We start from the raw sequence: 23,418 nt of genomic DNA, 5'->3' as shown, positions 1-23,418 counted from the left end.
CCTGTTACGCGGTGGCGGCGTCCGGCTTCTGGGCCAGCAGGGTGCCCTGCCGGCCCTGGGTCGCGCGCTCGAAGTCGTCCGGCTCGCGGACCAGGCGGGCCTGGACGACGAATCCGGCCGCTTCGAGGTGCCGCTCGACCTCCTCGGGCGAGCGCCAGTAGACGTCGAGCGAGAGGTCGTGGCCGTAGGCGTGATCGAGATGGCGGATCAGGTCGCCGATCTTGTAGCCGACCAGGAGGTGACCGCCGGGGGCGAGGACGCGGTGGAACTCGGCGAAGATCGTCGGCAGTACCTCCGGCGGCGTGTGCACCGTCGAGTACCAGGAGACGATGCCGCTCAGCGCGTCGTCGGGGAGGTCGAGGCCCGTCATCGAGCCCTCCTCGAACCGCAGGTCCGGGTAGGCGCGGCGGGCCTCGGCGATCATCTTCGGCGAGAGGTCGACGCCGAACGCGGTCAGCCCGAGGTCCCGCAGATGGGCCGTCGCGTGGCCGGGCCCGCAGCCGAGGTCGGCCACCGGGCCGGCGCCGCCGCGGGTCCGCACGAGATCGGCGAAGGCGCCGAACATCGCGACCCCGTACGGATCGCGGTCGAACAGCGGCGGGATGATCTCGGCATAGGCGCCCGCGGCGGTGTCGTAGGCGAGCTGGGTGGAGCGCAGGTAGGCCGTCTGGTCAGTGGTCATGGTCGGGGACGCTAGACCCGGCCACTGACAACGCCCCCGGACGACGGAAAGGATCCGGTCACACGTCGAGGTCCACCACGACCGGCGCGTGGTCGGATGCACCCTTGCCCTTGCGCTCCTCGCGGTCCACGTACGCGTCCGAGACCGCCTTCGCGAACGGCTCGTTCCCGTAGACCAGGTCGATGCGCATGCCCCGGTTCTTCGGGAAGCCGAGGGCGCGGTAGTCCCAGTACGTGAAGGGGTGGTCGTACTTGAGCGGGCGCGGCACGACGTCGGTGAGGCCGGTCTCGCGCAGCTCGGCGAGGGCGGCGCGCTCGGGCGCGGTGACGTGGGTGAGGCCGTCGAAGGCGGCGAGGTCCCAGACGTCGTCGTCCGTCGGTGCCACGTTGTAGTCGCCCAGGACCGCGAAGGGGCGGCCGCCCGCGGCGTCGCCCGCGACGGCCGCCTTCAGCGCCTCGAACCACTGGAGCTTGTACGCGTAGTGCGGGTGGTCGATCTCCCGGCCGTTCGGCACGTACACCGACCAGACGCGGACCGGGCCGCAGGTCGCGGAGACCGCGCGGGGCTCCTCCGTGCCCTCGTAGCCCGGGTCGCCCGGGAGGCCCTTGACCACGTCGTCGAGGCCGACGCGGGAGAGCAGCGCCACCCCGTTCCACCGGCCTGTCGCGTTCACCGCCGACTCGTAGCCCAGCTCGCGCAGCGCGTCCGCGGGGAACTGCTCCTCCGAGCACTTGGTCTCCTGGACGCACAGCACGTCCGTGCCGCTGCTCTCCAGCCAGGCCAGCAGGCGCGGGAGGCGCGCGGTGATCGAGTTCACGTTCCACGTAGCGATGCGCATGTCCCACAACCTACCGGGCGGGTCCGACAACGAGCCCGCGCGACCGCCCGCGCCCGGCCGATATAGACAGGCAATCTTGCAAGTTTTCCTGTTAGACAGTTAGCCTGCCGAACATGAGTGACAGCACCCCCACCCCTCTCTCCCTCGACGAGCGCCCCGCCCTCGTCCTCATCGACCTCCAGCAGGGCATCCTCGGCCTGCCGACCGTGCACCCCTCCGGTGACGTCCTGAAGAACGCCGTCCGGCTCGCCGACGCCTTCCGGGCCAAGGACCTGCCGGTCGTGCGGGTGCGGGTCGGCTGGTCGCAGGACGGCGGGGACCTGCCGGTCAGCCGCGCCGTGACGCCCGGCCCGGCGCAGGCGCCGCCCGCCGCGTTCTCCGAGTTCCCCGACGACCTCGGGCCGCTCGGCGACGACATCGTGATCACCAAGCGGCACTGGGGCGCCTTCACCGGCACCGAGCTGGACCTCCAGCTGCGCCGGCGCGGGGTCACGCAGATCGTGCTCTGCGGCATCTCCACGTCGATCGGCGTCGAGTCGACCGCCCGCTCCGCGTTCGAGCTGAGCTACCACCTGGTGGTCGTGGACGACGCGACGACCGACACGGACGCCGATTCCCACGCGCACAGCTTCGGGAAGATCTTCCCGCGCATCGCCGAGCTGGGCTCGACCGAGGACGTGCTCGCGCTCCTCGACAAGTAGGGACGGGGACGGCTCACACCTGCGCCGAGGCGCCCGGCGTCAGGCGCAGGTGTTCCGTACCGCCCAGCGCACCGATCTGGTTGTCGTAGATCGGGCGCGCGAGGTCGGTCAGCAGCGCGTCGTGGATGTCGTACGCGCGCGTGGGCTTGACCTCACGGACGTACTCGATGACCTCGGCGATCTTGTTCCAGGGCGCCATGACGGGCAGCATCAGCGTCTCGACCGGCTGGTCGGGGACGGTGAGGGCGTCGCCGGGGTGGAAGACCGTGCCGCCGTCGATCAAGTAGCCGACGTTCGTGATCCGCGGGATGTCCGGGTGGATGACCGCGTGCAGTTCGCCGTGGACCTGGACGTCGAATCCGGCGGCCGTGAACGTGTCGCCGTGGCCGACCGTGTGGACGCGGCCCGGGAAGGCCGCCGAGATCTGCTCCGCCACCGACTTGAGGGTCCAGATCTCCGCGGCCGGGTTGGCCTCCAGGCCCGCGCGCAGCCGCTCCTCGTTGAAGTGGTCCGGGTGCTCGTGCGTCACCAGGATCGCCTCGGCGCCGAGCGCCGCGTCCTCCTCCGTGAAGGTGCCGGGGTCGATGACGAGGGTGCGGCCGTCCTTCTCCAGACGGACACAGGCGTGGGTCTTCTTCGTGAGCTTCATGGTTCCATCCTGCTCCCGGCACACCGGTGCCGGGCAACCGGACGCGGGTGCTCCCGGTACCCGCCTGCGGGTCACTCCTGCGGGGTGGTCTCTTCCCTGATGACCTGCTGGGCGACCTTGAACGCGGAGTTGGCGGCCGGGACGCCGCAGTAGACCGCCGCCTGGAGCAGGATCTCCTTGATCTCGGCGGCGGTGAGGCCGTTGCGCAGGGCGGCGCGGGTGTGGAAGGCCAGCTCGCCGAAGTGGCCGCCCGCGACGAGGGCCGTGAGGGTCACCGAGGAGCGCATCCGGCGGTCGAGGCCGGGGCGGCTCCAGATCTCGCCCCAGGCATAGCGCGTGATGAACTCCTGGAAGTCGCCGGAGAACTCGTCGGCGGCGGCGAGCGCCTGGTCGACGTGGGCGTCGCCCAGCACTTCGCGGCGCACCTTGAGCCCCACCTCGTGCGGGTCGGGGCGGACCGCTGCCTCGGGCTGCCGGATCGCCGCGGTGATCTCGGCGACCGGGGCGACCGGCGGGGGCGTCGGCGCGAGGACCGGCTTGGGCGGGGCGGCCTGGATGGCGTGCTGGCCGGTCTCGAAGCCGGGCAGCCACGCGGAGGTGAAGTGCCGCACGAGCAGGTCGGTCACCGCGGCCGGCTGCTCGACGGGGGCCAGGTGGGAGGCGCCGGGGACGACGGCGAGCCGGGCGTCCGGTATGCCGGCGACGAGCGTACGGGCCTCGGCGGGTCCGGTGACCTGGTCGTCCGAGCCGACGAGGACCAGCGTGGGGACGCCGACCTCGCCCAGTTCCGTACGGATGTCGAAGGCGGCGAGGGCCTCGCAGGAGGCGATGTAGCAGCCCGGGTCGGTGGTGCGGACCATCTGCACGGCCCAGTCGGTGATGGCGGGCTGCGCGGCGGCGAACCCGGCCGTGAACCAGCGCTCCGGCGACGTACGGGCGATGGGGTCGAGGCCGTTGCTGCGCACGATGACGCCGCGCTGGCGGAACTCGTCGGCGGTGCCGAAGCGGGGCGAGGCGGCTATCAGCCCCAGCGACGCGACGCGCTCGGGGTGGCGCAGCGCCAGCTCCGCGCCGATCGCGCCGCCCAGGGAGCAGCCCGCGTACCCGAACCGCTGCACGCCCACCGCGTCGAGCGTGGCCAGCACCCGCTCGGCGAGCTCGGCGACGGATCCGGCCGGGTGGGCGGGGGCGCCGCCGTGTCCCGGGAGGTCGAACCGGAACACCCTCCAGTGCTTGATCAGCTCCGGGATCTGCCGGTCCCACATGTGCCATGTCGTACCGAGTGAGGGTCCCAAGATCAGTACTGGCGCCTGTTCTGGCCCGTCAAAGCGGTATTGGAGGGTCTCGGGGGTGGTCTCACTCATGGGTCTCACCCTCTCATCTCTCACAATCCCTCATGACTGTGCGGTATGTCCTCCGCCAGACTTGTGCAGTTCTCCCCACACTGTGGGGGCTCCGCGAAGATCCTCCACATCCGGCGTCGCCCCAGAAGCCTTTGGATTCAGGGCGATCGCACGGGAGCCCCCGTCGACCACCCCCACGACCACCACAGCGTGACCGCGGACGCCACCTACGCCTGGGGGCCGACGCTGACCGGCCCGAACACCAGCGACCCGCAGGTGATGAAGGTCGGCGTCGCGGTCGCACTCCAGGGCAACCCGAAGATCCCGGGGCAGACAGTGGAGTCGACTCCCGCCGTGTTCATGGACGTCGCGGGCGGCGACCTGGAGAACGGCGGCTTCGCCGACCAGATCCGCTGCGACAACACAAGGATCGTCAGCGCGGTACCGACGGTCGGCTGTGTGTTCCACAACTACGTGCCGACAACTGGGCGGCGGCCAACGGCGATGCCGGCGCCCTCAACAACGCGGTGCATCTGTTCAACATCGACGGTCTGGTGCCGACGTGGAAGGAGGTCTGCGGACGGTCCGCGATCTCCGGGAGTGACAACAGCGGTTCCATGGCCGGGTTCGGAGCCTTCAACACCAACCAGCGGGTGCTGGATCTTCGCGCCCACGTTACTGACCTCGGCCCGGTCGCGGGGCATCGCGGGTGCGCCCGGATCCGTCGGGCCACACCACGTCGACGGGGATGCCCGCCGCCCGGGCCTCCAGCACGGTGTCGGCGGTGCCGCCCCCTCGGCCGGTGGGCGGAGTGCCGTCCCAGACGGCGACGAGCCGGTCGGCACGCTCCACCAGGACACTGTTCGCCGCCTCGTACGCCTGGCGGCCGGCGGTCTCGATCGGCAGGACGACGACGTCGTGGGCGGCCTTCACCAGACGGTCGAACACCGGAGCGTGTTCGGGCCGCACCCGGGCGCGCCGGTAGTCGCGGGAAGGGATGACGACCGCCAGCCGGCCGCCGACGGCGAGCACCGCCTCCGCGAAGAGGGAGTCGGCGCCTCTGGCGAGACAGGAGACCCCGACCAGTTCCCCGTCGGCGGCATAGCTCCGCAGCAGTGCGTCCAGGGCGTCGCGCACCAGGGCGGAGGTGCTCTCCGTCAGGTCGATGTGCCCGGTCACCGCGATGGTGGTCATGTAGCGCCCCTTTTCACCGGCCGCCGGGCTCCTGAAGCGTGTACCCATGGCGGAGGATCACCTTCACCGACCCCATGGCGACCACCCGGTCCGCCTCCTGCTGCTCGTGCGTGAGCGCGGAGTACGGGATCAGCAGGGGGTGCGTCCTGCGTCGCCGGCTCAGCCGGGGCCCGTACCGCCAGCCCTCGGAGAGGCGTTGCCGGGCCCAGTTGTCGTGGGCCTCCTCGGCGAGGATCTCGATCAGGGCGTGGAGGCTGTCGGGGACCTTCACGTCGCTGCCGGGAGGCGGGGGCGTCCACGGCTGTCGCCTGTTCCGTCGGATCATGCGTCTCTCCTGGGCGGGGTGGGCCAGGCCAGCCGGATCGCTTCCAGGATCAGGGTGGCGGCCACGTCGGCCGCGTACTGTTTCCAGGCCTTCTCGTGCTCCGGCCGCGCCGAGTTGACGGAGATGCCGTCGGTGACGGTGCCGGCCACGGCGCACACCACGGAGAACGACACGTCCGTCCGGCCGCTCCTGCGGATCCGGGTGACGGCTCCCGCAGCGTCCGCGCCCCCGAGCTCGACGGCGGCCAGCCCGGGCCAGGCGCCGATCACCGGCCGCAGGGCCGGGTCGCCGCTGCCGCCGACCGGCGCGTCCCCCGAGGCGATGGGGCCGACCACGACACGCGGTCCGGTGCTCCGGGGGCCGCCGGGCGGTCGCTCGTACACCTTCTCGGTCCAGTAGGTGTAGTTGAGGCGCATGCTGTCGCCGAGCGCGGCCACGCCTTCGTGGGCCAGGTGGCTGCGGTCGGGGCGGGGCAGGCAGCTCTGTTCCAGTTCGTCGCGTGTGAAGCCGTGCAGCCGGTTGGAGATCACGACGTCGCCGGGTACGAGGTCGGGGGCGACGGCGCAGGCGGCTCCGAGGAAGACCACCGTCTCGGGGCGGTGTTCCTCGATCGTGGCGGCGACGGCGCTGCCGACCCCGTCGCGGTCGCCGCTCGGCTGGACCACCACCACCTCGTAGGCGCTGCTGCGGCCCACGGCCTGGATGGTGGTGCGCAGCCACTCGCATCCGGTGTCGTGCAGCGTGGTCCCGACGGGCGCGCCGGACGTCTCCAGATGCCGGCGCAGCGCGTCATGGGCCTCGGGCAGGAGCGTGACGAGCGCGATGTCGCACCGGCTGCCCCGGGCGGGCTCGCCGGCCGCGGCGCCCCGCTCCTCCCCGGCCGTGGCGCCGCGCTCCTCCAGCCTGCGGCGCTCGACGAACTCGTTGTCCACGTCACGGCTGATGACCGCGACCTGTTCGTCCTGGGAGAGGTGGCCGATGGCCCGGCCCTGGAAGCTGACCTGCCGTGCCACTCCGGGGCCGAGGAAGTACGGCAGGATCACCAGTCGGCCGTCGGCGCGCAGGCGTTCGGCGATGTCGTACTCCTCCCGGCAGTACTCGCTCTCCCAGTAGTACTGGCTGATCAGCGGCAGGAACATCCGGCACGCGGCCACGTTCGCGTACAGCTGGCTGCGCCAGTCGGCGCCGAGTTCGATGGTGTTGCGGCGCAGGTAGTGGAAGTACGAGAGGTTCTGCAGTTCGAGGCTGCGGCCGACGCGCTGGGCCAGCGCGTCGTCCCCGCGGGCGTTGCTGAGGAAAATGCTGCCCTGGGCCCGGCCGAGGCTGCGGAAGTATCCGACTCCCTCCTCGTGGGTCTCGAACTCCAGCCGTGGCTGGTAGAAGCGGGCGACCAGGTCCTGGACCCGGCCGGCGAGTTCCTCCGGGTCGCTCCAGCGCACCGTGATGCGGTCCGCCGGCTCGGCCGCCCGGAGGGCGGATCCGCTCACCAGTTTCGACGGCCGCGGCACGTACCGGCCGTCGGGCGGCTCGTGGATCAGCTTGAGGGTCGGCCGGAAGCGGCCGCTCAGTTCGGGGAAGACCCAGGGCACCGCGTACGGGGAGGCGACGTCGACGACGACGAAGTCGCATCCGTCGACGGCGAGCAGGAACTCGAAGAGGTCCTCGAACTCCAGGCTGATGGTGCGGGCGCGGTATCCGACGTCCTCGACGGCCCGCCGGATGAGCGGCTCGGCCGCCCGGTACGCGGGGTCGTCGGGCAGGATCAGCCCGACCGTGCCGAGCAGTCCCTTGGCGGCGCCGCCGACCGGGCCGCTCCGGCTGACGAGGCGTCGGATCGCGGGCTTCACCGCTGCCGCGCCGGGGAGTTGGCGGCGGTTGAACACGATGCGCTGCTCGTCGGCCACCGGGAAGAACCCGGCCGACACCCCGGTCTCCATGAACACGAGCCGGGGCTTTCTCGCCTGGAGTGCGAGGTCGTGCTCGTGCACCATGAAGGGCGACGCCCGATATCTACGCTCTTCCTGACGATGCGTCACTACGCCGACGAAGCAGGCGCTCTGATCCATCATCAGTTCCAGATGGGTGAGCGAGAGGGGATTGGTCTTCGGGTCGACCGCGAAGGTGAAGCCCTCGTTCCAGAAGAGGTTCCAGAAGTGTTCGTTCAGCTCCCGGTCCTCCGCCCAGTAGCTGTGGCTGAAATAGGCCGGTATCCGGCTGGCTCCTGCCATCACTTCTCCCCACCGTCGGCTCACCCATCCCCCCGCACGTCCCGGGCTACACGCCGACCTCCACAAAATACGGTGAAACCGCGCTGAACCAGTCGAGACACATCAGCGCCAACTGCCTAGACTGGTACATGACTTCGCAGCGGTCCGCGCGTCCTCTCATAGCGATCATCGGCAGCACCGACCCCGATCGCGTCTTCTCCCACCCCCTCAGGGCGACCGATCTCGCCCCCGAGGCCTGTCGGCAGCTGGGCAGAGAACTCGCCCGGGCCAGCTGTGATCTGGCCGTCTTCTCCAGCAGCTCCGAGTACATCGAGACCGATGTCGTCGCCGGGTACGCGGACGCCTGCACCGAGGCGGAGCAGGGCCGGGTGGCGGCCTTCCCGCCGCGCCACAGCGACGTGGACTTCGGGCTGGCCCCGGACATCCACGCCAGTCTGGAGATCCTCCGGGACAGCAGCGGCGAGTGGGAGGTGGCGTTCTACCACACCCTGCTGAGCTGTGACGGCGTCCTGCTGATGGGAGGCGGCCAGTCCACCAGGGTGGCCGGGATCATCGCCCTCGCCCAGCGTCTGCCGCTGGTGACGGTGGCCGCGTTCGGCGGTGGCGCCGGCCAGGTGTGGATCAACTTCGACAAGGTCCGCAACGACGCGGACGACTCCGACATCCGCCTGATGGGCGACAACTGGTCCTCGGCGTCGGCCTCCCGGCTGATCGCCTGTCTCCTCAGACAGCGCGAACGCAGGCTGCACACCCTGGAGGAGCGCGCGCGGGACGAGCGCACGACGGCCCGGCGGTCGGCCGAGGGGCTCACCGTGGCGGCCGTGTGCATGCTGGTCTCCCTGGCGGCCCTGGTGACGGCCCGGCAGTCGCAGCAGGCCGGCGCCCGGGATCTGCTGGTCCTGGTGGGCGCCCCGCTGGTGGCCTCGGCCGCGGGGGCGATCCTGCGCAACTCCTTCGAGAGCGATGTGCGCTGGGGGCGCGCGGCCGTGCGGGGGCTGGGCGCGGGGCTGGTCTGCGTCCTCCTCTACTTCGCCTCCCAGCTGCTGACCGTCCCCGCCCTCCTCGACCATCTGGACGTGCGCCGGCTGCTGTTCTTCACCATTCCGCTCGGATTCACCGCGGGCTTCACCTTCGACCTGGTCTTCGAGCGGCTCCGTACCGGCGCCGCGGGCCCGCCGTCCGTCCCTCCGCCCGACCCGCTGGCGCCCGGCGCGTCCCGGCCGCCGAGCGGTGACGGTCAGCGCGCCTGAGACGGACCGCGCTCCCCGCCGGGGCGCGGCGGCAGCGTCCTCCCGAACAGCCCGGCCGCGGCGCGGGCCGTCGGTGTGCCCGTGTCGAGGTCCGCGCCCGCGGCCAGGAGGGCGGTGACGACCTCGTCCTCGCCCTTGAACAGGGCGCCGGAGAGGGGGGTCTGGCCGCGCGCGTTGGTCCGGTCCGGGTCCGCGCCCCGCGCCAGCAGGGCCCGTACCGTGCCGGCGTGACCGTGGTAGGCGGCCAGCATCACGAGGGTGTTGCCGGCCGGGTCCGTCACGTCCGCGGGCAGGCCGTGCGCCAGGAACGCGACGAGCTCGTCGGTGTCCCCCGTGCGGGCCAGGTCCATGGCGATGTCCACGACACGTGCCGTCTGCTCCGCTGTCAGGGCGGCGCTGTTCATCGGTCTCCGCTCATCGGTCTGTGCTCATCGGGCCGGGCGCGGCCGTTCGCGCCCGGCCCGGGAGGTTCCCGGGCCGGGCGGGCGGTTCAGAGCCGGCCCTCGGCCAGCGCCTCGATCGCCTTGCGGACGCCCTCGCCGTAGGCGGGGTCGGCCTGGGCGCAGTTCCCGATGTGCCGCTCGACGGTCTGCCGAGAGGCGCCGTCGATCGCCCGGGCGGTGTTCGCGAAGAGCGCCTGCTGCTGCTCGGGGGTCATCAGGCGGAAGAGGTTGCCGGGCTGCTCGAAGTAGTTGTCGTCGTCCTCGCGGTAGTCGAACCTGTCGGCGACCGAGCCCACGGCCTGCTGCGGCTCCCGGTACGCGGGCTGCTCCTGCCAGCGCCCGTACGAGTTGGGCTCGATGCTCGGCGTGGCCCCCTGGTTGCCGTCGACGCGCAGCTTGCCGTCGCGGTGGAAGGAGTTCACCGGGTTCTTCGGGGCGTTGACCGGGATCTGGTGGTGGTTCACCCCGAGGCGGTAGCGCTGGGCGTCACCGTAGGAGAACAGCCGGCCCTGGAGCATCCTGTCGGGCGAGAAGCCGATGCCCGGCACCACGTTGGCGGGGTTGAAGGCGGCCTGCTCCACGTCCGCGAAGTAGTTCTCCGGGTTGCGGTTCAGCTCCCACTCGCCGACCTCGATCAGCGGGTAGTCCTTCTTCGACCAGACCTTGGTGAGGTCGAAGGGGTGGAAGCGGTAGTGCTCCGCGTCGGCCTCCGGCATGACCTGGATGTACAGCTTCCACTTCGGGAAGTCGCCGTTGTCGATGGCGTCGAACAGGTCCCGCTGGTGCGACTCGCGGTCCTTGCCGACCAGCGCCTCCGCCTCGGCGTCGGTGAGGTTCTCGATGCCCTGCTGGGTGCGGTGGTGGAACTTCACCCAGAACCGCTCGCCGTCGGCGTTGACCAGGCTGTAGGTGTGCGAGCCGAAGCCGTGCATGTGCCGGTACGAGGAGGGGATGCCGCGGTCCGACATCACGATGGTGACCTGGTGCAGCGCCTCGGGCAGGTTGGTCCAGAAGTCCCAGTTGTTCTCGGGGTCGCGCAGGTTCGTGCGCGGGTCCCGCTTCACCGCGTGGTTGAGGTCGGGGAACTTCAGCGAGTCCCGGAAGAAGAAGACGGGGGTGTTGTTGCCGACCAGGTCCCAGACGCCGTCGTCCGTGTAGAACTTCAGGGCGAAGCCGCGGATGTCGCGCTCGGCGTCGGCGGCCCCCCGCTCCCCCGCGACGGTCGAGAACCGCGCGAACATGTCCGTCTTCTTGCCGACCTCGGAGAAGACCTTCGCGGACGTGTAGCGCGTGATGTCCTGCGTGATCGTGAGCGTGCCGAAGGCGCCCGAGCCCTTGGCGTGCATCCGCCGCTCCGGAATGACCTCACGGTCGAAGTGGGCCAGCTTCTCCAGGAACCACACGTCCTGGAGGAGCATCGGCCCGCGCGCGCCGGCGGTGAGGGAGTTCTGGTTGTCGGGGACCGGTGCGCCGGCGACCGTGGTCAGCGGCTTCTGGTTGTTCTCGGGCAAGGGTCGCTCCTGGTGCGTGCAACGGCGGCTGTGACCACGCGGGCGTCCGCGTGTGCACCATGGATGACCTTCGGGCGCCTTTTCGAAACGGTCGGCGCACCCGGTCGACGCACACGCTCGGCGGGACCGGTTCGGCCCGGTCCGGCGCGACACGGCGCCCGGCCCGATCGATCATGAACGCATGCGCGAGGGTGAGAAGAACGGTGTCCTGCTGTGCAACGCCCTGCTGATCGACGGTCTGGGCGGGGCGCCGGAGCCGGACGGGGCGGTGCTCCTGGACGACGGGCACGTGGTGTGGGCGGGCAGCCTGGCCGGGGCGCCGGCCGCGGCGCGCGACGCGCGGCGGGTCGACCTGGGCGGGCGGACCGTGTGCCCGGGGTTCATCGACACCCATGTGCACTTCGCCCTGCCGGGGCGCGCCGGTACACCGCTGAGCGGGCTGAACGAGCTGCCCAGCTACCGGGTGCTGAAGGTGCTGGACCGGCTGCGGGTGACGCTGGAGAACGGGGTCACCACGGCGCGGGACCTGATGGGGCTCGACGCGGGGTTCCGGCGGGCCCTGGAGGAGCGCAGGATCGTCGGGCCGCGACTGCGGGTGGCGGTGTCGATGCTGAGCCAGCGCGCGGGGCACGCGGACTTCACGCTCGCCGGCGGGGTGGACGGGTACGCGGCGGCGGTCGCCATGCCGCTGAGTCCCAGCGGTCTGGTGAACTCGGTCGACGAGGTCCGGCTGCGGGTGCGCGAGCTGGTGGCGGCGGGCGCGGACTGCGTCAAGGTGGCCAGCAGCGGCGGTGTCACCTCGCCGCACGACCAGCCGGACTGGCTGGGGATGCGTCCGGAGATGCTGCGGGCGGTGCGCGAGGAGGCGGACGCGTACGGCGGGCTGCCGGTCGCCGCGCACGCCATCGGACGGCCCGGGATCGAGGCGGCGGTGCGGGCGGGCGTGACGAGCGTCGAGCACGGCTACGCCCTCGACGACGAGCTGCGCGCGGAGATGGTGGCCCGCGGCCAGTTCCTGGTGCCCACCCTCCTGGAGACGCTGACGGACGTGGACACGCCGGGGCTGCCGCCCGCCGTGCGGGAGAAGTCCGAGCACTGGCACCGGGTGGCGCAGGAGTCCGTCGCCGCGAGTGCGGCGGCCGGGGTGCGGATCGCGCTGGGCACGGACAGCGGGCTGACCGCGAGCCACGGCAACAACCTCAAGGAGCTGGGGCTGCTCGTGCGGTTCGCCGGTCTGACGCCGTTGCAGGCGATCACCGCGGGCACGGCGGAGGCGGCGCGACTGTGCGGGGTCGACGGCATCACCGGGACGCTGGAGGCCGGCAAGGCCGCCGACCTCGTCGTCATCGGCACGAACCCGCTGTCCGACATCGACTCGCTGGGAGACCCCCGGTCGATCCACGCCGTCCTGAAGGAGGGCCGGATCGCGATCGACCGGGCCGGCGTCCTCGCGGGGAGCGGGCTGCCCGCGCTCGCGCCCGACCAGCGGTCCTAGGGCGCGTGTGTCGTGCCCCCCTCGGCGCCGAGTTGCGACGCCGGGGGGCTCCGCGAGGATGAAAAGAGCCGGTCGTACTGTTCAGACGACAGTGGGTGGAGCGCCGCAACGGGCGACTCCACAGGCGTTTGAGAAGGAGCTTCGCATGCCGGGCGAGACGGACAAGGCAGTACTCGCGGGTGGCTGTTTCTGGGGGATGGAGGACCTGATCCGGAAGTTGCCGGGGGTGCTCTCGACACGCGTCGGCTACACGGGCGGCGACACCCCGAACGCCACGTACCGCAACCACGGCGACCACGCCGAGGCGATCGAGGTCGTCTACGACCCCGCGCGGACCACGTACCGGGACCTTCTGGAGTTCTTCTTCCAGATCCACGACCCGAGCACGAAGGACCGCCAGGGCAACGACATCGGGCGCAGCTACCGCTCGGCGATCTACTACGCCGACGACGCGCAGCGCCAGGTCGCCCTGGACACCATCGCGGACGTGGACGCCAGCGGGCTGTGGCCCGGCAAGGTCGTCACCGAGGTGGAGCCGCTGGGCGACTTCTGGCAGGCCGAGCCGGAGCACCAGGACTACCTGGAGCGCTACCCCGACGGCTACACCTGCCACTTCCCGCGGCCGAACTGGAAGCTGCCCCGGCGGAGCGAGGCGGGGAGCACGTCATGAGCGAGAGCGACGCCTTCGCCGACGACGTCTACCAGCCGGACGGCTCCGAGGTGCAGGACGACGAAGGTCTTCTGGACGCGGCGGACACCCTCCTGGAGGGTGTCGAGGACCCGCTGGACGAGGGGTACTCGCCGCCCGACCGGTTCGAGGGCCGCTACGACAGCGATCCCGAGAGCCTGGACGAACGGCTCGCGGAGGAGGTCCCCGATGTCGCGCCGCCCCAGGGCGACGGGCTCGGCGACACCAGCGACACCGACGGCGAACTGCTCGACTCCGAGGTCGGCGGGGCCCGGTCGGGGCGGCTGGTGGCCGAGGAGATGGACCTGGACGGCGCCAGTGAGGAGTCGCTGACGGCGCAGGACGCCGGTCTCGACGGGGCCGGGGCCTCGGCCGAGGAGGCCGCCGTGCACGTCATCGACGACGAGAACGGCTGAGCGGCGCGGGCCGTCCGCGGACACGGGCGGCCCGGCCGGGTCACGGCTCGGTGGTCGAGACGACGAAGACCATCGGATGGTCCGGGTTCGACAGGTTCACCACGATGCTCTGCGTCGGCATCGGGTCCTTCTGGTCGTGGGTCAGGCCGTACCAGGGTCCCGGGCCGGTGAAGTCCCATCCGGCGACGTTCCGGTCGCGGGCGCCGATCGTGATGTCGCCCTTCTTCAGGTCGTCGACCGTGTAGTGCTCGTCGACCTCCTTGAGGAACGTGTCGAGGCCGCCCTTGCTGGTGAGGAACTGCGTGTACAGGCGGCTGACCTTGTAGTTGTTCGTCTCGTAGTAGGCGACGTTGCGCGAGTAGTGCGGGATCGGCGTCTCGTAGAGCCGCCGCTGCACCTTCGACGGCCAGCCGATGGTCAGGCCGGTCGCCGAGTACTTGGCCTCCTTGTCCTTGCCGCTGTCGCGGCTCTGGTTCGCGGAGATCACCAGGTATCCGGCGGGGATGCCGATGAGCAGCACGATGATCAGGAGGGTGAGCGCGCGGCGGCGGATCACATGACCGCGCGGCTCCTCCGGCGGGCGCGTCTCCTCGTACGGGGACGGAGGCTGGCGGGGCACGGTCATGGCTGGCTTTCCTGTCACTGTTCCACGGTCCAAGCGGTCCGCGCGCGCTCTACTGCTGGTCCTCAACGCCCGATGCGGCTTCGCGGGCCTGGGCGTAGCGCTCGTAGCGTTCGTAGCGCTCGACCCGGCGGCGCTTGGCGCGGCGGAACCGGCGGGCGACCAGGCGGGCCAGGTCGGCGGCGCCGACCATGCCGGCCTCGGGGCCGAGCTGGGCGCGGGCGATGCGGGCCTCGGGGCGGTAGCCGCGGCCGGTCAGCTGGCGCTTGAAGGCGTCGCGGGCCGGGGCGATGAGCAGGTCGTCGGCGGCGCTCACGCCTCCGCCGATCACGAAGCAGGAGGGGTCGAGGGCGGCCGCGAGGTTGGCGATGCCCACGCCGAGCCACTGGCCGATGTCCTGGAGCAGCTCGACGCACATGGCGTCGCCCTCGCGGGCCAGCTCGGTGATGAGCGGTCCGCTGATCTCCGGCACGTTGCCCTGGACCCGCTCGATGATGTTGTACGCGACCGGGGAGTCGGCCGCCGCGAGCTCGCGGGCCTCCCTGACCAGGGCGTTTCCCGAGCTGTACTGCTCCCAGCAGCCGCGGTTGCCGCACGGGCAGCGATGGCCGCCGGGCACGACCTGCATGTGGCCGAACTCGCCGGCGACGCCGTACTTGCCGCGCTTGACCTGGCCGTCCTCCAGGATCGCGCCGCCGATGCCGGTCCCGAGGGTGATCATGACGAGGTGGTCCTCGCCGCGGCCCGCGCCGAAGCGCCACTCCGCCCACGCGGCGGTGTTCGCGTCGTTGTCGACCAGCACGGGGACCGCGAGGCGGCCCGCGAGGCGGTCGCGGAGCGGTTCGTTGCGCCAGGACAGGTGCGGGGCGAACAGGACGCGGTTGCGGTCCGCGTCGACCCAGCCGGCCGCGCCGATGCCGACCGCGTGCACGTCGTGCCGGTCGGACAGGTCCAGGACCAGCTCGCAGATCGTGTCCTCGACGACCTTCGGGCTCTTCGACTTGTCCGGGGTCTCCGTGCGCAGCGTCTCCAGGATGGTGCCGTCCGCGTCGACGACACCCGCCATCACCTTGGTGCCGCCGATGTCGATGCCCACGGTGGGGACGCGGGGGGCGGTCAGGTGCGAGCGGCGTTCCCTGGTGCCGACCGTCCGCAGGACGGTGGCTCGTGCGCTGCCACGGTGTGCGAGGTCGCGGTAGGTGCTCATTGCGGCGATTCTGCCTCACCGCCCGGCTCTGCCGCATGCCGGGTTTGGGGTGTCGCGCCCCGTCCTCCGAGCGCGGCCCGGTGGGGGCTGGCTGCGCAGTTCCCCGCGCCCCTGGGTCGTACGTCAGCTGACGGCCGGTGGCCTCTTCTCGCGCAGTTCCCCGCGCCCCCGAAGGCATGCGCTGCGCGCAGCCTTCCCCTGAGGCAGTGGTGGCGCGCCCCTCTTGATGAGATGGCGCACGCAGTGCGCATCTCAGGGGCGCGGGGAACTGCGCGGCCAGCCACGACGCGCCCGCAGCCGACCGACCGACCGGCGATCTACTTCTCGGTGCCGTCGGCCGAATGCCCGCCCAGGTGCGTAGGCACAGGCGCCCGCTCCAGCTCGTGCCGGAGATCGTCCAGCTCACTGCCGCCGGCCATCTGCCGAGTCAGCTCGTCGAGAGTGATCTCGTCGCGGGTGTGGCTGCCGAACATGCCACCCCGCTTGAGCAGGATGAACCGGTCACCGACCAGATAGGCGTGGTGCGGGTTGTGGGTGATGAGCACCACGCCGAGCCCGGCGTCCCGCGCCGCGGCCACGTACTTGAGCACGACCCCGGACTGCTTCACGCCGAGCGCCGCCGTGGGCTCGTCCAGGACGAGGACCTTGGCGCCGAAGTACACGGCCCGGGCGATGGCGACGCACTGCCGCTCACCGCCGGACAACGTGCCGATGGGCTGGTCGACGTCGCGCAGGTCGATGCCCATGCGCGCCAGTTCCTCGTGGGTGGTGCGGCGCATGAGGTCGACGTCCATGCGCTTGAACGGGGCGGTGCCCTTCGTCGGCTCCGAGCCGAGGAAGAAGTTGCGCCACACCGGCATCAGCGGCACCACGGCCAGGTCCTGGTAGACCGTGGCGATGCCGTGGTCCAGGGCCTCGCGCGGGTTGGCGAACTTCGCTGGCTCGCCGTCGACGGAGAAGGTGCCCGCGTCGTGCTGGTGCAGCCCCGCGATGATCTTGATGAGGGTGGACTTGCCGGCGCCGTTGTCGCCGAGGACGCAGGAGATCTCCCCCGCGTTCACGACGAGCGAGACGTCCTCCAGGGCCCGGATGTTGCCGTAGTACTTGCTGACGCCGTTGAGCTCGACGAGAGGAGTGTCGACGAGAGGTGTGGTCATTTGCTCGCCTCCGCGCGCTTGCGGACCCAGTGGTTGAGGAGGGTCGCGAGGAGCAGCATCGCCCCGAGGAAGAACTTGAACCAGTCCGAGTTCCACTCGGCGAACACGATGCCCTTGCTGGTCATGCCGAAGATCAGCGCGCCGATGGCCGCGCCGACCGCGGAACCGTATCCGCCGGTGATCAGGCAGCCGCCGATGACGGCCGCGACGATGTAGATCAGCTCGTTGCCGACGCCCTCGCCGGACTGCACCACGTCGTAGGAGAAGAGCAGGTGCTGGCCGGAGATCCAGGCGCCGAACGCGACGCCCATGTAGAGGCCGACCTTGGTCTTGTTGACCGGGACGCCGACCGCCCGGGCCGCGTCCACGTCACCGCCGACCGCGAAGATCCAGTTGCCGACGCGGGTGCGGAGCAGGATCCAGGTCGCCACCAGGACCAGGGCCAGCCACCAGACGATGGTGACCTTGAAGTCGACACCGCCGATGGTGAACGTCGAGGCGAAGAGGTCCTTGCCGGAGGTGAAACCCTGCATGTCGGCGATGGACTTGGTCGACACGGTGCCGCTGATCAGCTTGGTGAAGCCCAGGTTCATGCCCGTCAGCATCAGGAAGGTGCCGAGCGTGATGATGAAGCTGGGCAGCTTGGTGCGGGTCAGCATGATGCCGTTGAAGGCGCCGATGGCCAGGGTGACCAGGAGCGAGACGCCGACACCGACCCAGGTGTTCGCCGTCATCTGGTAGCTGAACATCGACGAGACCAGCGCCGACGAGGTGACCAGCACGCCCGCCGACAGGTCGAACTCGCCGCCGATCATCAGCAGCGCCACCGGCACCGCCATGATGCCGAGGACGGAGGCCGCGTAGAGGACGGTCGCCAGGCTGGTCGCCCGCAGGAAGCTGTCCGCGGCGACCGCGAAGAAGACGAAGACGGCGATCGCGCCGACGACCGAGCCCAGCTCGGGGCGGCCGAGGAGCTTCTTCCAGGGCGAGGTCTTCAGGAGCCGTTCGTCGAGCTGCGGCTCGGGCTGTTTCTCCGGAGCTGTGGTGGTCATCGCGTCCCCCTCTTCGCGTACTCCGCCAGCTTCGCGGCCTGCTCCTTGGTGACGATCTGCGGGCCCGTGAGGACCGGCTTGCCGCCGCCGAGCGTGTCGGCGTTGTACTTGTACAGCCACAGCAGGTCCACGGCCTCGTAGCCCTGGAGGTAGGGCTGCTGGTCGACGGCGAAGCCGAGGCTGCCGTCCTGGAGGCCCTGGGCCACCTTCTCGTTCAGGTCGAACGTGTCGACCTCGGCCTTGCTGCCCGCGTCCTGCTTGGCCTTGACGGCGGTGGCGGCGAACGGGGCGCCGAGCGTGACGACCGAGTCGATGGACTTGTCGGCCTGGAGCTTGGCCTCGATGGAGGACTGCACGTCGGGCATGTTGGTGCCGTCGACGTAGAGGTTGGTCATCTTCCCGTCGAAGGTCGACTCGGCGCCCGCGCAGCGCTGCTCGTGGCCGACGTTGCCCTGCTCGTGCAGGACGCACAGGGCCTTCTTGCGGCCCCGCTTGTTCAGCTCGTCGCCGACGGCCTCGCCCGCGATCGTCTCGTCCTGCCCGATGTGGGTGAGGGCGCCGAACTTCTTGGAATCGGCGGAGCCCGAGTTCACGGTGATGACCGGGATGCCGGCCTTCTGGGCGCGGGCCACGGCCGCCTTCATGGCGTCGGGCTTGGCGAGCGTGACGATGATGCCGTCGACCTTCTTGTCGATGGCGGCGTCCACGAGCTGCGCCTGCTGGTTGCCCTCGTCACTGTGCGAGTAGAGGAAGTTGATGTTGTCCTTGACGGCCGCCTGCTTGGCGCCGTTCTGGACGATGTCCCAGAAGGTGTCCCCGTCGCCCGAATGGGTGATCATGGAGAAGGTCCACTTGGGGGTGTTCACCGCGGCCTTCCCCTGAGCCTGCTGGGCCTTCCTGGCGTCTTCCGCCCGCTTGCCGCCCGTGCTGCTGCATCCCGTCAGTGCGAGGCCGAGAGCCCCCGCAACCGCGATGCTCACCCAGGTCCGAAACCGTGCCACGAGGCCGTGCCCTTCTTGGTCTGCTGCGTTGTACACCGGGACCGGGCTCGCCTGGCGGCGGCCGAACCCAGAGGGCCGTTTGCCGGTCCATGGGGACCTCTTTGCGGTCCCAAACGCACAAGTATGGGTCACGGGGATCATCCATCGATTCACCGGGTACCGCGCGCGGTGTACTTCTCCAGTTTCGGGACGTCCTTCCCGGTGACGAGCGCGGGCCCGGTGAGGACGGGCTGTCCCCCGCCGAGGACGTTCGCGTTGTACCTGTACAGCCACAGCAGGTCCACGGCCTCGTAGCCCTGGAGGTAGGGCTGCTGGTCCACGGCGAAGGAGACCTCCTTGGCCTTCAGTCGCCGCACGACCTCGGCGTTCAGGTCGAAGGTGGCGATCTCGGCCTTGCTGCCCGCGTCCTGCTTCGCCTTCACGGTGAGCGCCGCGACGGGGGCGCCGAGCGCCACGACCGCGTCGATGTCCTTGTCGGCCTGGAGCTTCGCCTCGACGGCGGCCTGGGAGTCGGGGGCGTTGGTGCCGTCGACGTTGAGGTTCTCGACGGTGCCCTTGAAGGTCTTCTTCACGCCGTCGCAGCGCTGCTCCAGCGAGACGTTGCCCTGCTCGTGGATGACGCAGAGGGTCTTCTTGCGGCCCTCCTCGGTCAGCTTGGTGCCGACGGCCTCGCCGGCCACCGACTCCTCCTGGCCGATGTGGGCGAGCGCGCCGAACCTCTTCGCGTACTCGGATCCCGAGTTGATCGAGACGACCGGGATGCCGGCCGCCTTCGCCTTGGCCAGCACCGACTCCATGGCCTGCGGCTTGGCGAGGGTGACGACGATCCCGTCGACCTTCTTGTCGATCGCGGCCTGGACCAGCTGGGCCTGGCCCTGCGCCTCCTTGTCGTTGGAGTAGAGGAAGGTCACGTTGTCCTTGGCGGCGGCGGCCTTGGCGCCGCTGCGCACGATGTCCCAGAAGGTGTCGCCCTCGCCGGAGTGGGTGACCATCGCGATCTTGAGGCGGGGCGTGCCGACGGCCTTGCCGCCGCCTCCGCCGCCCCCGTCGTCCTCGGACTTCTTGCCGCCGGAGCCGCTGCACCCGGCGGCGAGGGCGGCCACCGCGACCAGGGCAGCGGCCGTACGGGCTGTACGCGTCGTGAGCATGGTGGAGCCACCTCTCCTCCGGCCGCCCGGTGCGGCTGGAGGTGTTTGTAGCGGGCTCCTACCGCAGCGTCAATGAACTTGTCAGAACATTCGGACCTCGTACGGGAACGGCCAACTGCTAAGGGCGGACGAGGAGTTGGAACTCGAAGGAGTAGCGGGAGGCGCGGTAGACGTGGGAGGCGAACTCGACCGCGCGGCCCTTGTCGTCGAACGTCGTGCGCTGCATGGTCAGCAGCGGCGCCCCCTCCGGCTCGCCGAGCCGGTCGCCCTCGAGGGCGGTGGCCGCCCGGGCCCCGACGGTCTGCCGGGCGCTGTGCAGGGTGATTCCGGCGGCCCGCATCAGGCGGTACAGGCCCGTGGCCTCCAGGCGGGTGTCGTCCAGCGGGAGCAGGCCGGTGGGCAGGTGATTGCACAGGTGTGCGACCGGCTCGCCGTGGGCCAGGCGCAGCCGGTCGACGCGGTGGACCTGCTCGCCCTCGCCGACCGCGAGCGCGGCGGCCACCTCGGCGGAGGCGGGCACCAGGACATTGCCGAGGACGCGGGTCCCGGGGCGCTGGCCCGCCGCTTCCAGGTCGTCGTAGAGGCTGCTCAGTTCGAGTGGGCGCTTGACCTGGCTGTGCACGACCTGGGTGCCCACGCCGCGGCGCCGCACCAGGAGTCCCTTGTCGACCAGCGACTGGATGGCCTGGCGGACCGTGGGCCGGGACAGGCCGAGGCGGCCGGCCAGCTCGATCTCGTTGCCGAGCAGGCTGCCGGGGGTGAGCGCGCCGCGCTCGATCGCCGCCTCCAGCTGCTGCGACAGCTGGAAGTAGAGCGGGACCGGGCTGCCACGGTCGACGCTCAGCTCCAGCTGGACGGTGGGGTCGGCTCCAGGTTTGGCCACGGGCCGAGCGTAGCGGCGGGAGATGTTGACGGGAAGTCCGGAAGTCCGGTTGTCCGGACAAATCAGCGGTGGGCCGGATCGAGCCGGCGGCCCGGGGTTTGTCAGGACAAAGGATTGACAGCATCTGGGCGGCACGGCACGTTGGGACGCATGCGCATCGGACTCATCGGTACGGGCCGGATCGGCACTTTTCACGCGGGCGTCCTCGAGCGGTACCGGGAGGTGGGCTCGCTCCTCGTCACCGATGCGGCGCCGGAGCGGGCCGTCGCCCTCGCCGACCGGATCGGGGCGACCGCGGCGCCGAGCGTCGACGAGCTGTTCACCTGGGGTGTCGACGCGCTGGTCGTCACCGCGGCGACGGCGGCGCACGCGGAGCTGATCGGGCGAGCGGCGCGGGCCGGTCTGCCGGTCTTCTGCGAGAAGCCGATCGCGCTCGACCTGCCGGGGACGCTGGCCGCGCTCGCCGAGGTGGAGGCGGCCGGGACGGTGCTCCAGCTCGGCTTCCAGCGCCGCTTCGACGCCGGGTACGCGAAGGCCAGGGAGACCGTGCGCGCGGGCGCTCTCGGCCGGCTGCACACCGTACGGGCGATGACCTCCGACCCGGCGCCGCCGCCGGCCGCGTATCTGCCGCTGTCGGGCGGGCTCTACCGGGACTGCCTCGTGCACGACTTCGACGCGCTGCGCTGGGTGACCGGGCGGGAGGTCGTCGAGGTGTACGCGGCCGGGTCCGACGCGGGACCCGCCATGTTCCGGGAGGCCGGGGACGTGGACACCGCGGCGGTCGTCCTCACGCTGGACGACGGCACCCTGGCCACCGCCACGGCCACGCGGTGCAACGGCGCCGGGTACGACGTGCGGATGGAGCTGTCCGGGGAGCGGGACACGGTCGTGGTCGGGCTCGACGACCGCACGCCGGTCGCGTCGACCGAGCCGTCGGGGCCGCCGGCCGCGAACAAGCCCTGGCCGGGGTTCCTGGAGCGGTTCGCGCCCGCGTACGAGGCGGAGCTGAAGGCGTTCGTGGATGTGGTGCGCGGGGCGCGGGACAATCCGTGCGACGGGTGGGAGGCGCTGGCGGCGCTGCGGGTCGCCGAGGCCTGTGAGGTGTCGCGGCGCGAGCGGCGGGTGGTGCGGGTTGCCGAGATCGCCGGGGGGCGGTGAGGGGGTCCGTCTCGGTGCCGGGTGCGGGTTGTGGCTGGTCGCGCAGTTCCCCGCGCCCCTGCGGGGCGCTACCTAAGTCGCTCCCCCGGCGACCTTCGGCCGATGTGGGTGCCGGTCGGCCCGCCTAGCGTCGAAGCATGATCGGTCAACCCCTTCCCCGGCATCGGCTGCTGTTCGCGTTCGGGCTGTTTCTGCTGGCGCCGCTCGTCGGTGAGTTCCTGCTGGGGAACCAGCCGGTCACCCAGCTGCCCGGGCTCGTGCTGTTCGCGCCGCTGTACGGCGGCGGCGCGCTGCTGATCCGGGAGGTAGCCCGGCGGGCCGGGCGCGGCTGGCCCACGATGATCGTGCTGGCGGCCGCGTACGCCCTGGTCGAGGAGGGGCCCGTCGACCAGATGCTGTGGAACCCGCACTACGGGGGCTTCGACATCGGCGCCGCCTACGCGGCGACCCATGTGCCGCTGCTCGGTACGAGCGTGCAGTTGCTCCAGGACGTCCTGGCGATGCACACCGTCTGGAGCATCTGCGTCCCGATCGCCCTCGTGGAGACGTTCTGCCGGGACCGTACGCGACCGTGGCTCGGCGGCTTCGGGCTCACCGTGACCGCGGTGGTGTTCGGGGCGGGCGCCGTCTTCCTGGGGTTCGCGCAGGCGGAGTCGGAGGGCTTCGTCGCGTCGGCCGGGCAGTTCGCGGGCGCCGGTGCCGCGATCGCCGCGCTGATCGTGCTCGCCTTCGCCGTCGGGCGGCGGCCGGGCCCGCGCCGGGCCGTGGACGCGCCCGCGCCGGTCGCGGTGGGTGTGACGGCCTTCGCCGTGTCGAGTGCGTACTGGGCCCGCGATCTGCTGCCCGACGAGGCCGTGCCCGCCTGGGTGCTGGTCGGCGCGTGGTGCGTGCTCGCGGGCGGGTCCGTGCTGCTGTTCGGGCGCTGGGCGCGCGGCCGCGGCTGGGGCGCCCGGCACCGGCTCGCGCTGGCGGGCGGGGCGCTGGTCACCTATGCCTGGGTGGGCTTCGAGCACGGCTGGGACATGGGGGTGCCGCACGCCCTGAGCGTGTCCGGCAATGTCGTGTTCGCCTGCGGGGCGCTGCTGCTGCTCGCCCTCGCGGCTCGTGGCCTGCGCCGGCACGAGGGGGCGGCGCCGCGCCACGGCGTCCCGGCGGTCACACGGTGAGCACGGTGCCCTGCGCGACCGCGCACACCTTCTCGCTCCCGCTGTCGTCCCGGGCGGCGAGGTCGACGCGGACCACGGCCTGCCGGCGTCCCGCGTCGACCACCTCGGCGCGCGCCGTCAGCGTCGTGCCCCGGGCGGGACGCACGTACTGGATGGAGAAACCTGAGGTCAGCACGGAGGGGCCGAGGGCGGAGCCCGCGGCGTAGGCGAGGACGCCGCCGTGCACGAAACCGTTCTGCTGGTGGAGGTCGGGCCGGATGG

Annotated in this window: 23 protein-coding genes and 1 pseudogene; 7 read left to right on the top strand and 17 right to left on the bottom strand. The window is 71.4% G+C overall.

Annotation, left to right across the window (positions count from 1 at the left end):
* Positions 1 to 4 precede the first annotated feature (4 nt).
* Both ABII15_RS31245 and ABII15_RS31240 read right to left on the bottom strand, forming a co-directional pair.
* On the bottom strand, positions 5 to 682 hold the full coding sequence (locus ABII15_RS31245) for a class I SAM-dependent methyltransferase (protein WP_353945623.1): 678 nt from the start codon (positions 680 to 682) through the stop codon (positions 5 to 7).
* A gap of 58 nt (positions 683 to 740) precedes the next feature.
* Positions 741 to 1,520, bottom strand: coding sequence for an exodeoxyribonuclease III (locus ABII15_RS31240; protein WP_353945622.1), 780 nt, complete (start codon positions 1,518 to 1,520; stop codon positions 741 to 743).
* A gap of 113 nt (positions 1,521 to 1,633) precedes the next feature.
* On the opposite strand from ABII15_RS31240, the gene ABII15_RS31235 reads away from it, so the two are divergent.
* Positions 1,634 to 2,221, top strand: a complete 588-nt coding sequence (locus ABII15_RS31235) for a hydrolase (protein ID WP_353945621.1) — start codon at positions 1,634 to 1,636, stop codon at positions 2,219 to 2,221.
* A gap of 13 nt (positions 2,222 to 2,234) precedes the next feature.
* Here ABII15_RS31235 and ABII15_RS31230 read toward each other — a convergent pair whose 3' ends face one another.
* From ABII15_RS31230 to ABII15_RS31210, 5 genes are all read right to left on the bottom strand, one after another.
* Entirely contained in the window at positions 2,235 to 2,870 is a 636-nt protein-coding gene (locus ABII15_RS31230; RefSeq protein ID WP_353945620.1) for an MBL fold metallo-hydrolase, read from the bottom strand.
* 71 nt (positions 2,871 to 2,941) lie between these two features.
* On the bottom strand, positions 2,942 to 4,234 hold the full coding sequence (gene pcaC / locus ABII15_RS31225; protein WP_353945619.1) for a 4-carboxymuconolactone decarboxylase: 1,293 nt from the start codon (positions 4,232 to 4,234) through the stop codon (positions 2,942 to 2,944).
* 654 nt (positions 4,235 to 4,888) lie between these two features.
* Positions 4,889 to 5,407 carry a hypothetical protein gene (locus ABII15_RS31220; protein ID WP_353945618.1) on the bottom strand — a complete coding sequence of 173 codons (519 nt, stop codon included), beginning with the start codon at positions 5,405 to 5,407 and terminating at the stop codon, positions 4,889 to 4,891.
* Between the two features lie 13 nt (positions 5,408 to 5,420).
* Entirely contained in the window at positions 5,421 to 5,732 is a 312-nt protein-coding gene (locus ABII15_RS31215; protein WP_353945617.1) for a RyR domain-containing protein, read from the bottom strand.
* Positions 5,729 to 7,960: a TIR domain-containing protein gene (locus ABII15_RS31210; protein ID WP_353945616.1), complete on the bottom strand. Its 2,232-nt coding sequence runs from the start codon at positions 7,958 to 7,960 to the stop codon at positions 5,729 to 5,731. Before ABII15_RS31210 ends, ABII15_RS31215 begins: the two co-directional genes overlap by 4 nt.
* 128 nt (positions 7,961 to 8,088) lie before the next feature.
* Here ABII15_RS31210 and ABII15_RS31205 point away from each other — a divergent pair, with 128 nt between their 5' ends.
* Positions 8,089 to 9,210 (top strand): hypothetical protein, encoded by a 1,122-nt coding sequence (locus ABII15_RS31205; protein WP_353945615.1) that lies wholly within the window; start codon positions 8,089 to 8,091, stop codon positions 9,208 to 9,210.
* On the opposite strand, the gene ABII15_RS31200 is transcribed toward ABII15_RS31205, so the two are convergent.
* Positions 9,198 to 9,614 carry an ankyrin repeat domain-containing protein gene (locus ABII15_RS31200; protein WP_353945614.1) on the bottom strand — a complete coding sequence of 139 codons (417 nt, stop codon included), beginning with the start codon at positions 9,612 to 9,614 and terminating at the stop codon, positions 9,198 to 9,200. The genes ABII15_RS31205 and ABII15_RS31200 overlap by 13 nt on opposite strands.
* Positions 9,615 to 9,700: 86 nt before the next feature.
* The gene (locus ABII15_RS31195; protein ID WP_353945613.1) at positions 9,701 to 11,164 is read right to left on the bottom strand and encodes a catalase; all 1,464 of its coding nucleotides are present in this window, start codon (positions 11,162 to 11,164) and stop codon (positions 9,701 to 9,703) included.
* Between the two features lie 181 nt (positions 11,165 to 11,345).
* Between ABII15_RS31195 and ABII15_RS31190 the strand changes: the two genes are divergently transcribed.
* The 3 genes from ABII15_RS31190 (at position 11,346) to ABII15_RS31180 (ending at position 13,763) form a co-directional block, all read left to right on the top strand.
* Complete coding sequence (locus ABII15_RS31190; RefSeq protein WP_353945612.1) at positions 11,346 to 12,659, top strand: amidohydrolase family protein; 1,314 nt, start codon at positions 11,346 to 11,348, stop codon at positions 12,657 to 12,659.
* Positions 12,660 to 12,804: 145 nt separating this feature from the next.
* Positions 12,805 to 13,329, top strand: a complete 525-nt coding sequence (gene msrA, locus ABII15_RS31185) for a peptide-methionine (S)-S-oxide reductase MsrA (protein WP_353945611.1) — start codon at positions 12,805 to 12,807, stop codon at positions 13,327 to 13,329.
* The gene (locus ABII15_RS31180; protein WP_353945610.1) at positions 13,326 to 13,763 is read left to right on the top strand and encodes a DUF5709 domain-containing protein; all 438 of its coding nucleotides are present in this window, start codon (positions 13,326 to 13,328) and stop codon (positions 13,761 to 13,763) included. The genes msrA and ABII15_RS31180 overlap by 4 nt, the downstream gene beginning before the upstream one ends.
* 40 nt (positions 13,764 to 13,803) lie before the next feature.
* Here ABII15_RS31180 and ABII15_RS31175 read toward each other — a convergent pair whose 3' ends face one another.
* The 7 genes from ABII15_RS31175 to ABII15_RS31145 form a co-directional block, all read right to left on the bottom strand.
* Positions 13,804 to 14,388: a sugar kinase gene (locus tag ABII15_RS31175; protein ID WP_353945609.1), complete on the bottom strand. Its 585-nt coding sequence runs from the start codon at positions 14,386 to 14,388 to the stop codon at positions 13,804 to 13,806.
* A 49-nt stretch (positions 14,389 to 14,437) separates the two neighbouring features.
* Complete coding sequence (locus ABII15_RS31170) at positions 14,438 to 15,592, bottom strand: ROK family glucokinase (protein WP_353945608.1); 1,155 nt, start codon at positions 15,590 to 15,592, stop codon at positions 14,438 to 14,440.
* Positions 15,593 to 15,909: 317 nt separating this feature from the next.
* The gene (locus tag ABII15_RS31165; protein WP_353945607.1) at positions 15,910 to 16,749 is read right to left on the bottom strand and encodes an ATP-binding cassette domain-containing protein; all 840 of its coding nucleotides are present in this window, start codon (positions 16,747 to 16,749) and stop codon (positions 15,910 to 15,912) included.
* Positions 16,746 to 17,801 (bottom strand): ABC transporter permease, encoded by a 1,056-nt coding sequence (locus ABII15_RS31160; protein ID WP_353945606.1) that lies wholly within the window; start codon positions 17,799 to 17,801, stop codon positions 16,746 to 16,748. Before ABII15_RS31160 ends, ABII15_RS31165 begins: the two co-directional genes overlap by 4 nt.
* Positions 17,798 to 18,802, bottom strand: coding sequence for a sugar ABC transporter substrate-binding protein (locus ABII15_RS31155; RefSeq protein ID WP_353945605.1), 1,005 nt, complete (start codon positions 18,800 to 18,802; stop codon positions 17,798 to 17,800). The genes ABII15_RS31160 and ABII15_RS31155 overlap by 4 nt, the downstream gene beginning before the upstream one ends.
* 149 nt (positions 18,803 to 18,951) lie before the next feature.
* Complete coding sequence (locus ABII15_RS31150) at positions 18,952 to 19,950, bottom strand: sugar ABC transporter substrate-binding protein (protein WP_353945604.1); 999 nt, start codon at positions 19,948 to 19,950, stop codon at positions 18,952 to 18,954.
* 118 nt (positions 19,951 to 20,068) lie between these two features.
* On the bottom strand, positions 20,069 to 20,833 hold the full coding sequence (locus ABII15_RS31145) for a GntR family transcriptional regulator (protein WP_353945603.1): 765 nt from the start codon (positions 20,831 to 20,833) through the stop codon (positions 20,069 to 20,071).
* A 150-nt stretch (positions 20,834 to 20,983) separates the two neighbouring features.
* On the opposite strand from ABII15_RS31145, the gene ABII15_RS31140 reads away from it, so the two are divergent.
* A complete protein-coding gene (locus ABII15_RS31140; RefSeq protein ID WP_353945602.1) occupies positions 20,984 to 21,991 on the top strand; it encodes a Gfo/Idh/MocA family oxidoreductase in 1,008 nt (335 codons plus the stop codon).
* Between the two features lie 137 nt (positions 21,992 to 22,128).
* Entirely contained in the window at positions 22,129 to 23,157 is a 1,029-nt protein-coding gene (locus tag ABII15_RS31135) for a hypothetical protein (protein WP_353945601.1), read from the top strand.
* Here the strand turns inward: ABII15_RS31135 and ABII15_RS31130 are convergent.
* Positions 23,147 to 23,416 (bottom strand): annotated as a pseudogene (locus tag ABII15_RS31130) (PaaI family thioesterase); the annotation flags it as partial. The gene ABII15_RS31135 and the pseudogene ABII15_RS31130 overlap by 11 nt on opposite strands.
* Positions 23,417 to 23,418 lie beyond the last annotated feature (2 nt).

It is taken from the genome of Streptomyces sp. HUAS MG91 (assembly GCF_040529335.1).
GTDB classification, from domain to species: Bacteria; Actinomycetota; Actinomycetes; order Streptomycetales; family Streptomycetaceae; genus Streptomyces; species Streptomyces tabacisoli.
Note: the sequence above shows the minus strand (reverse complement) of the source record. Positions and strands in the feature narration are given on the sequence as shown.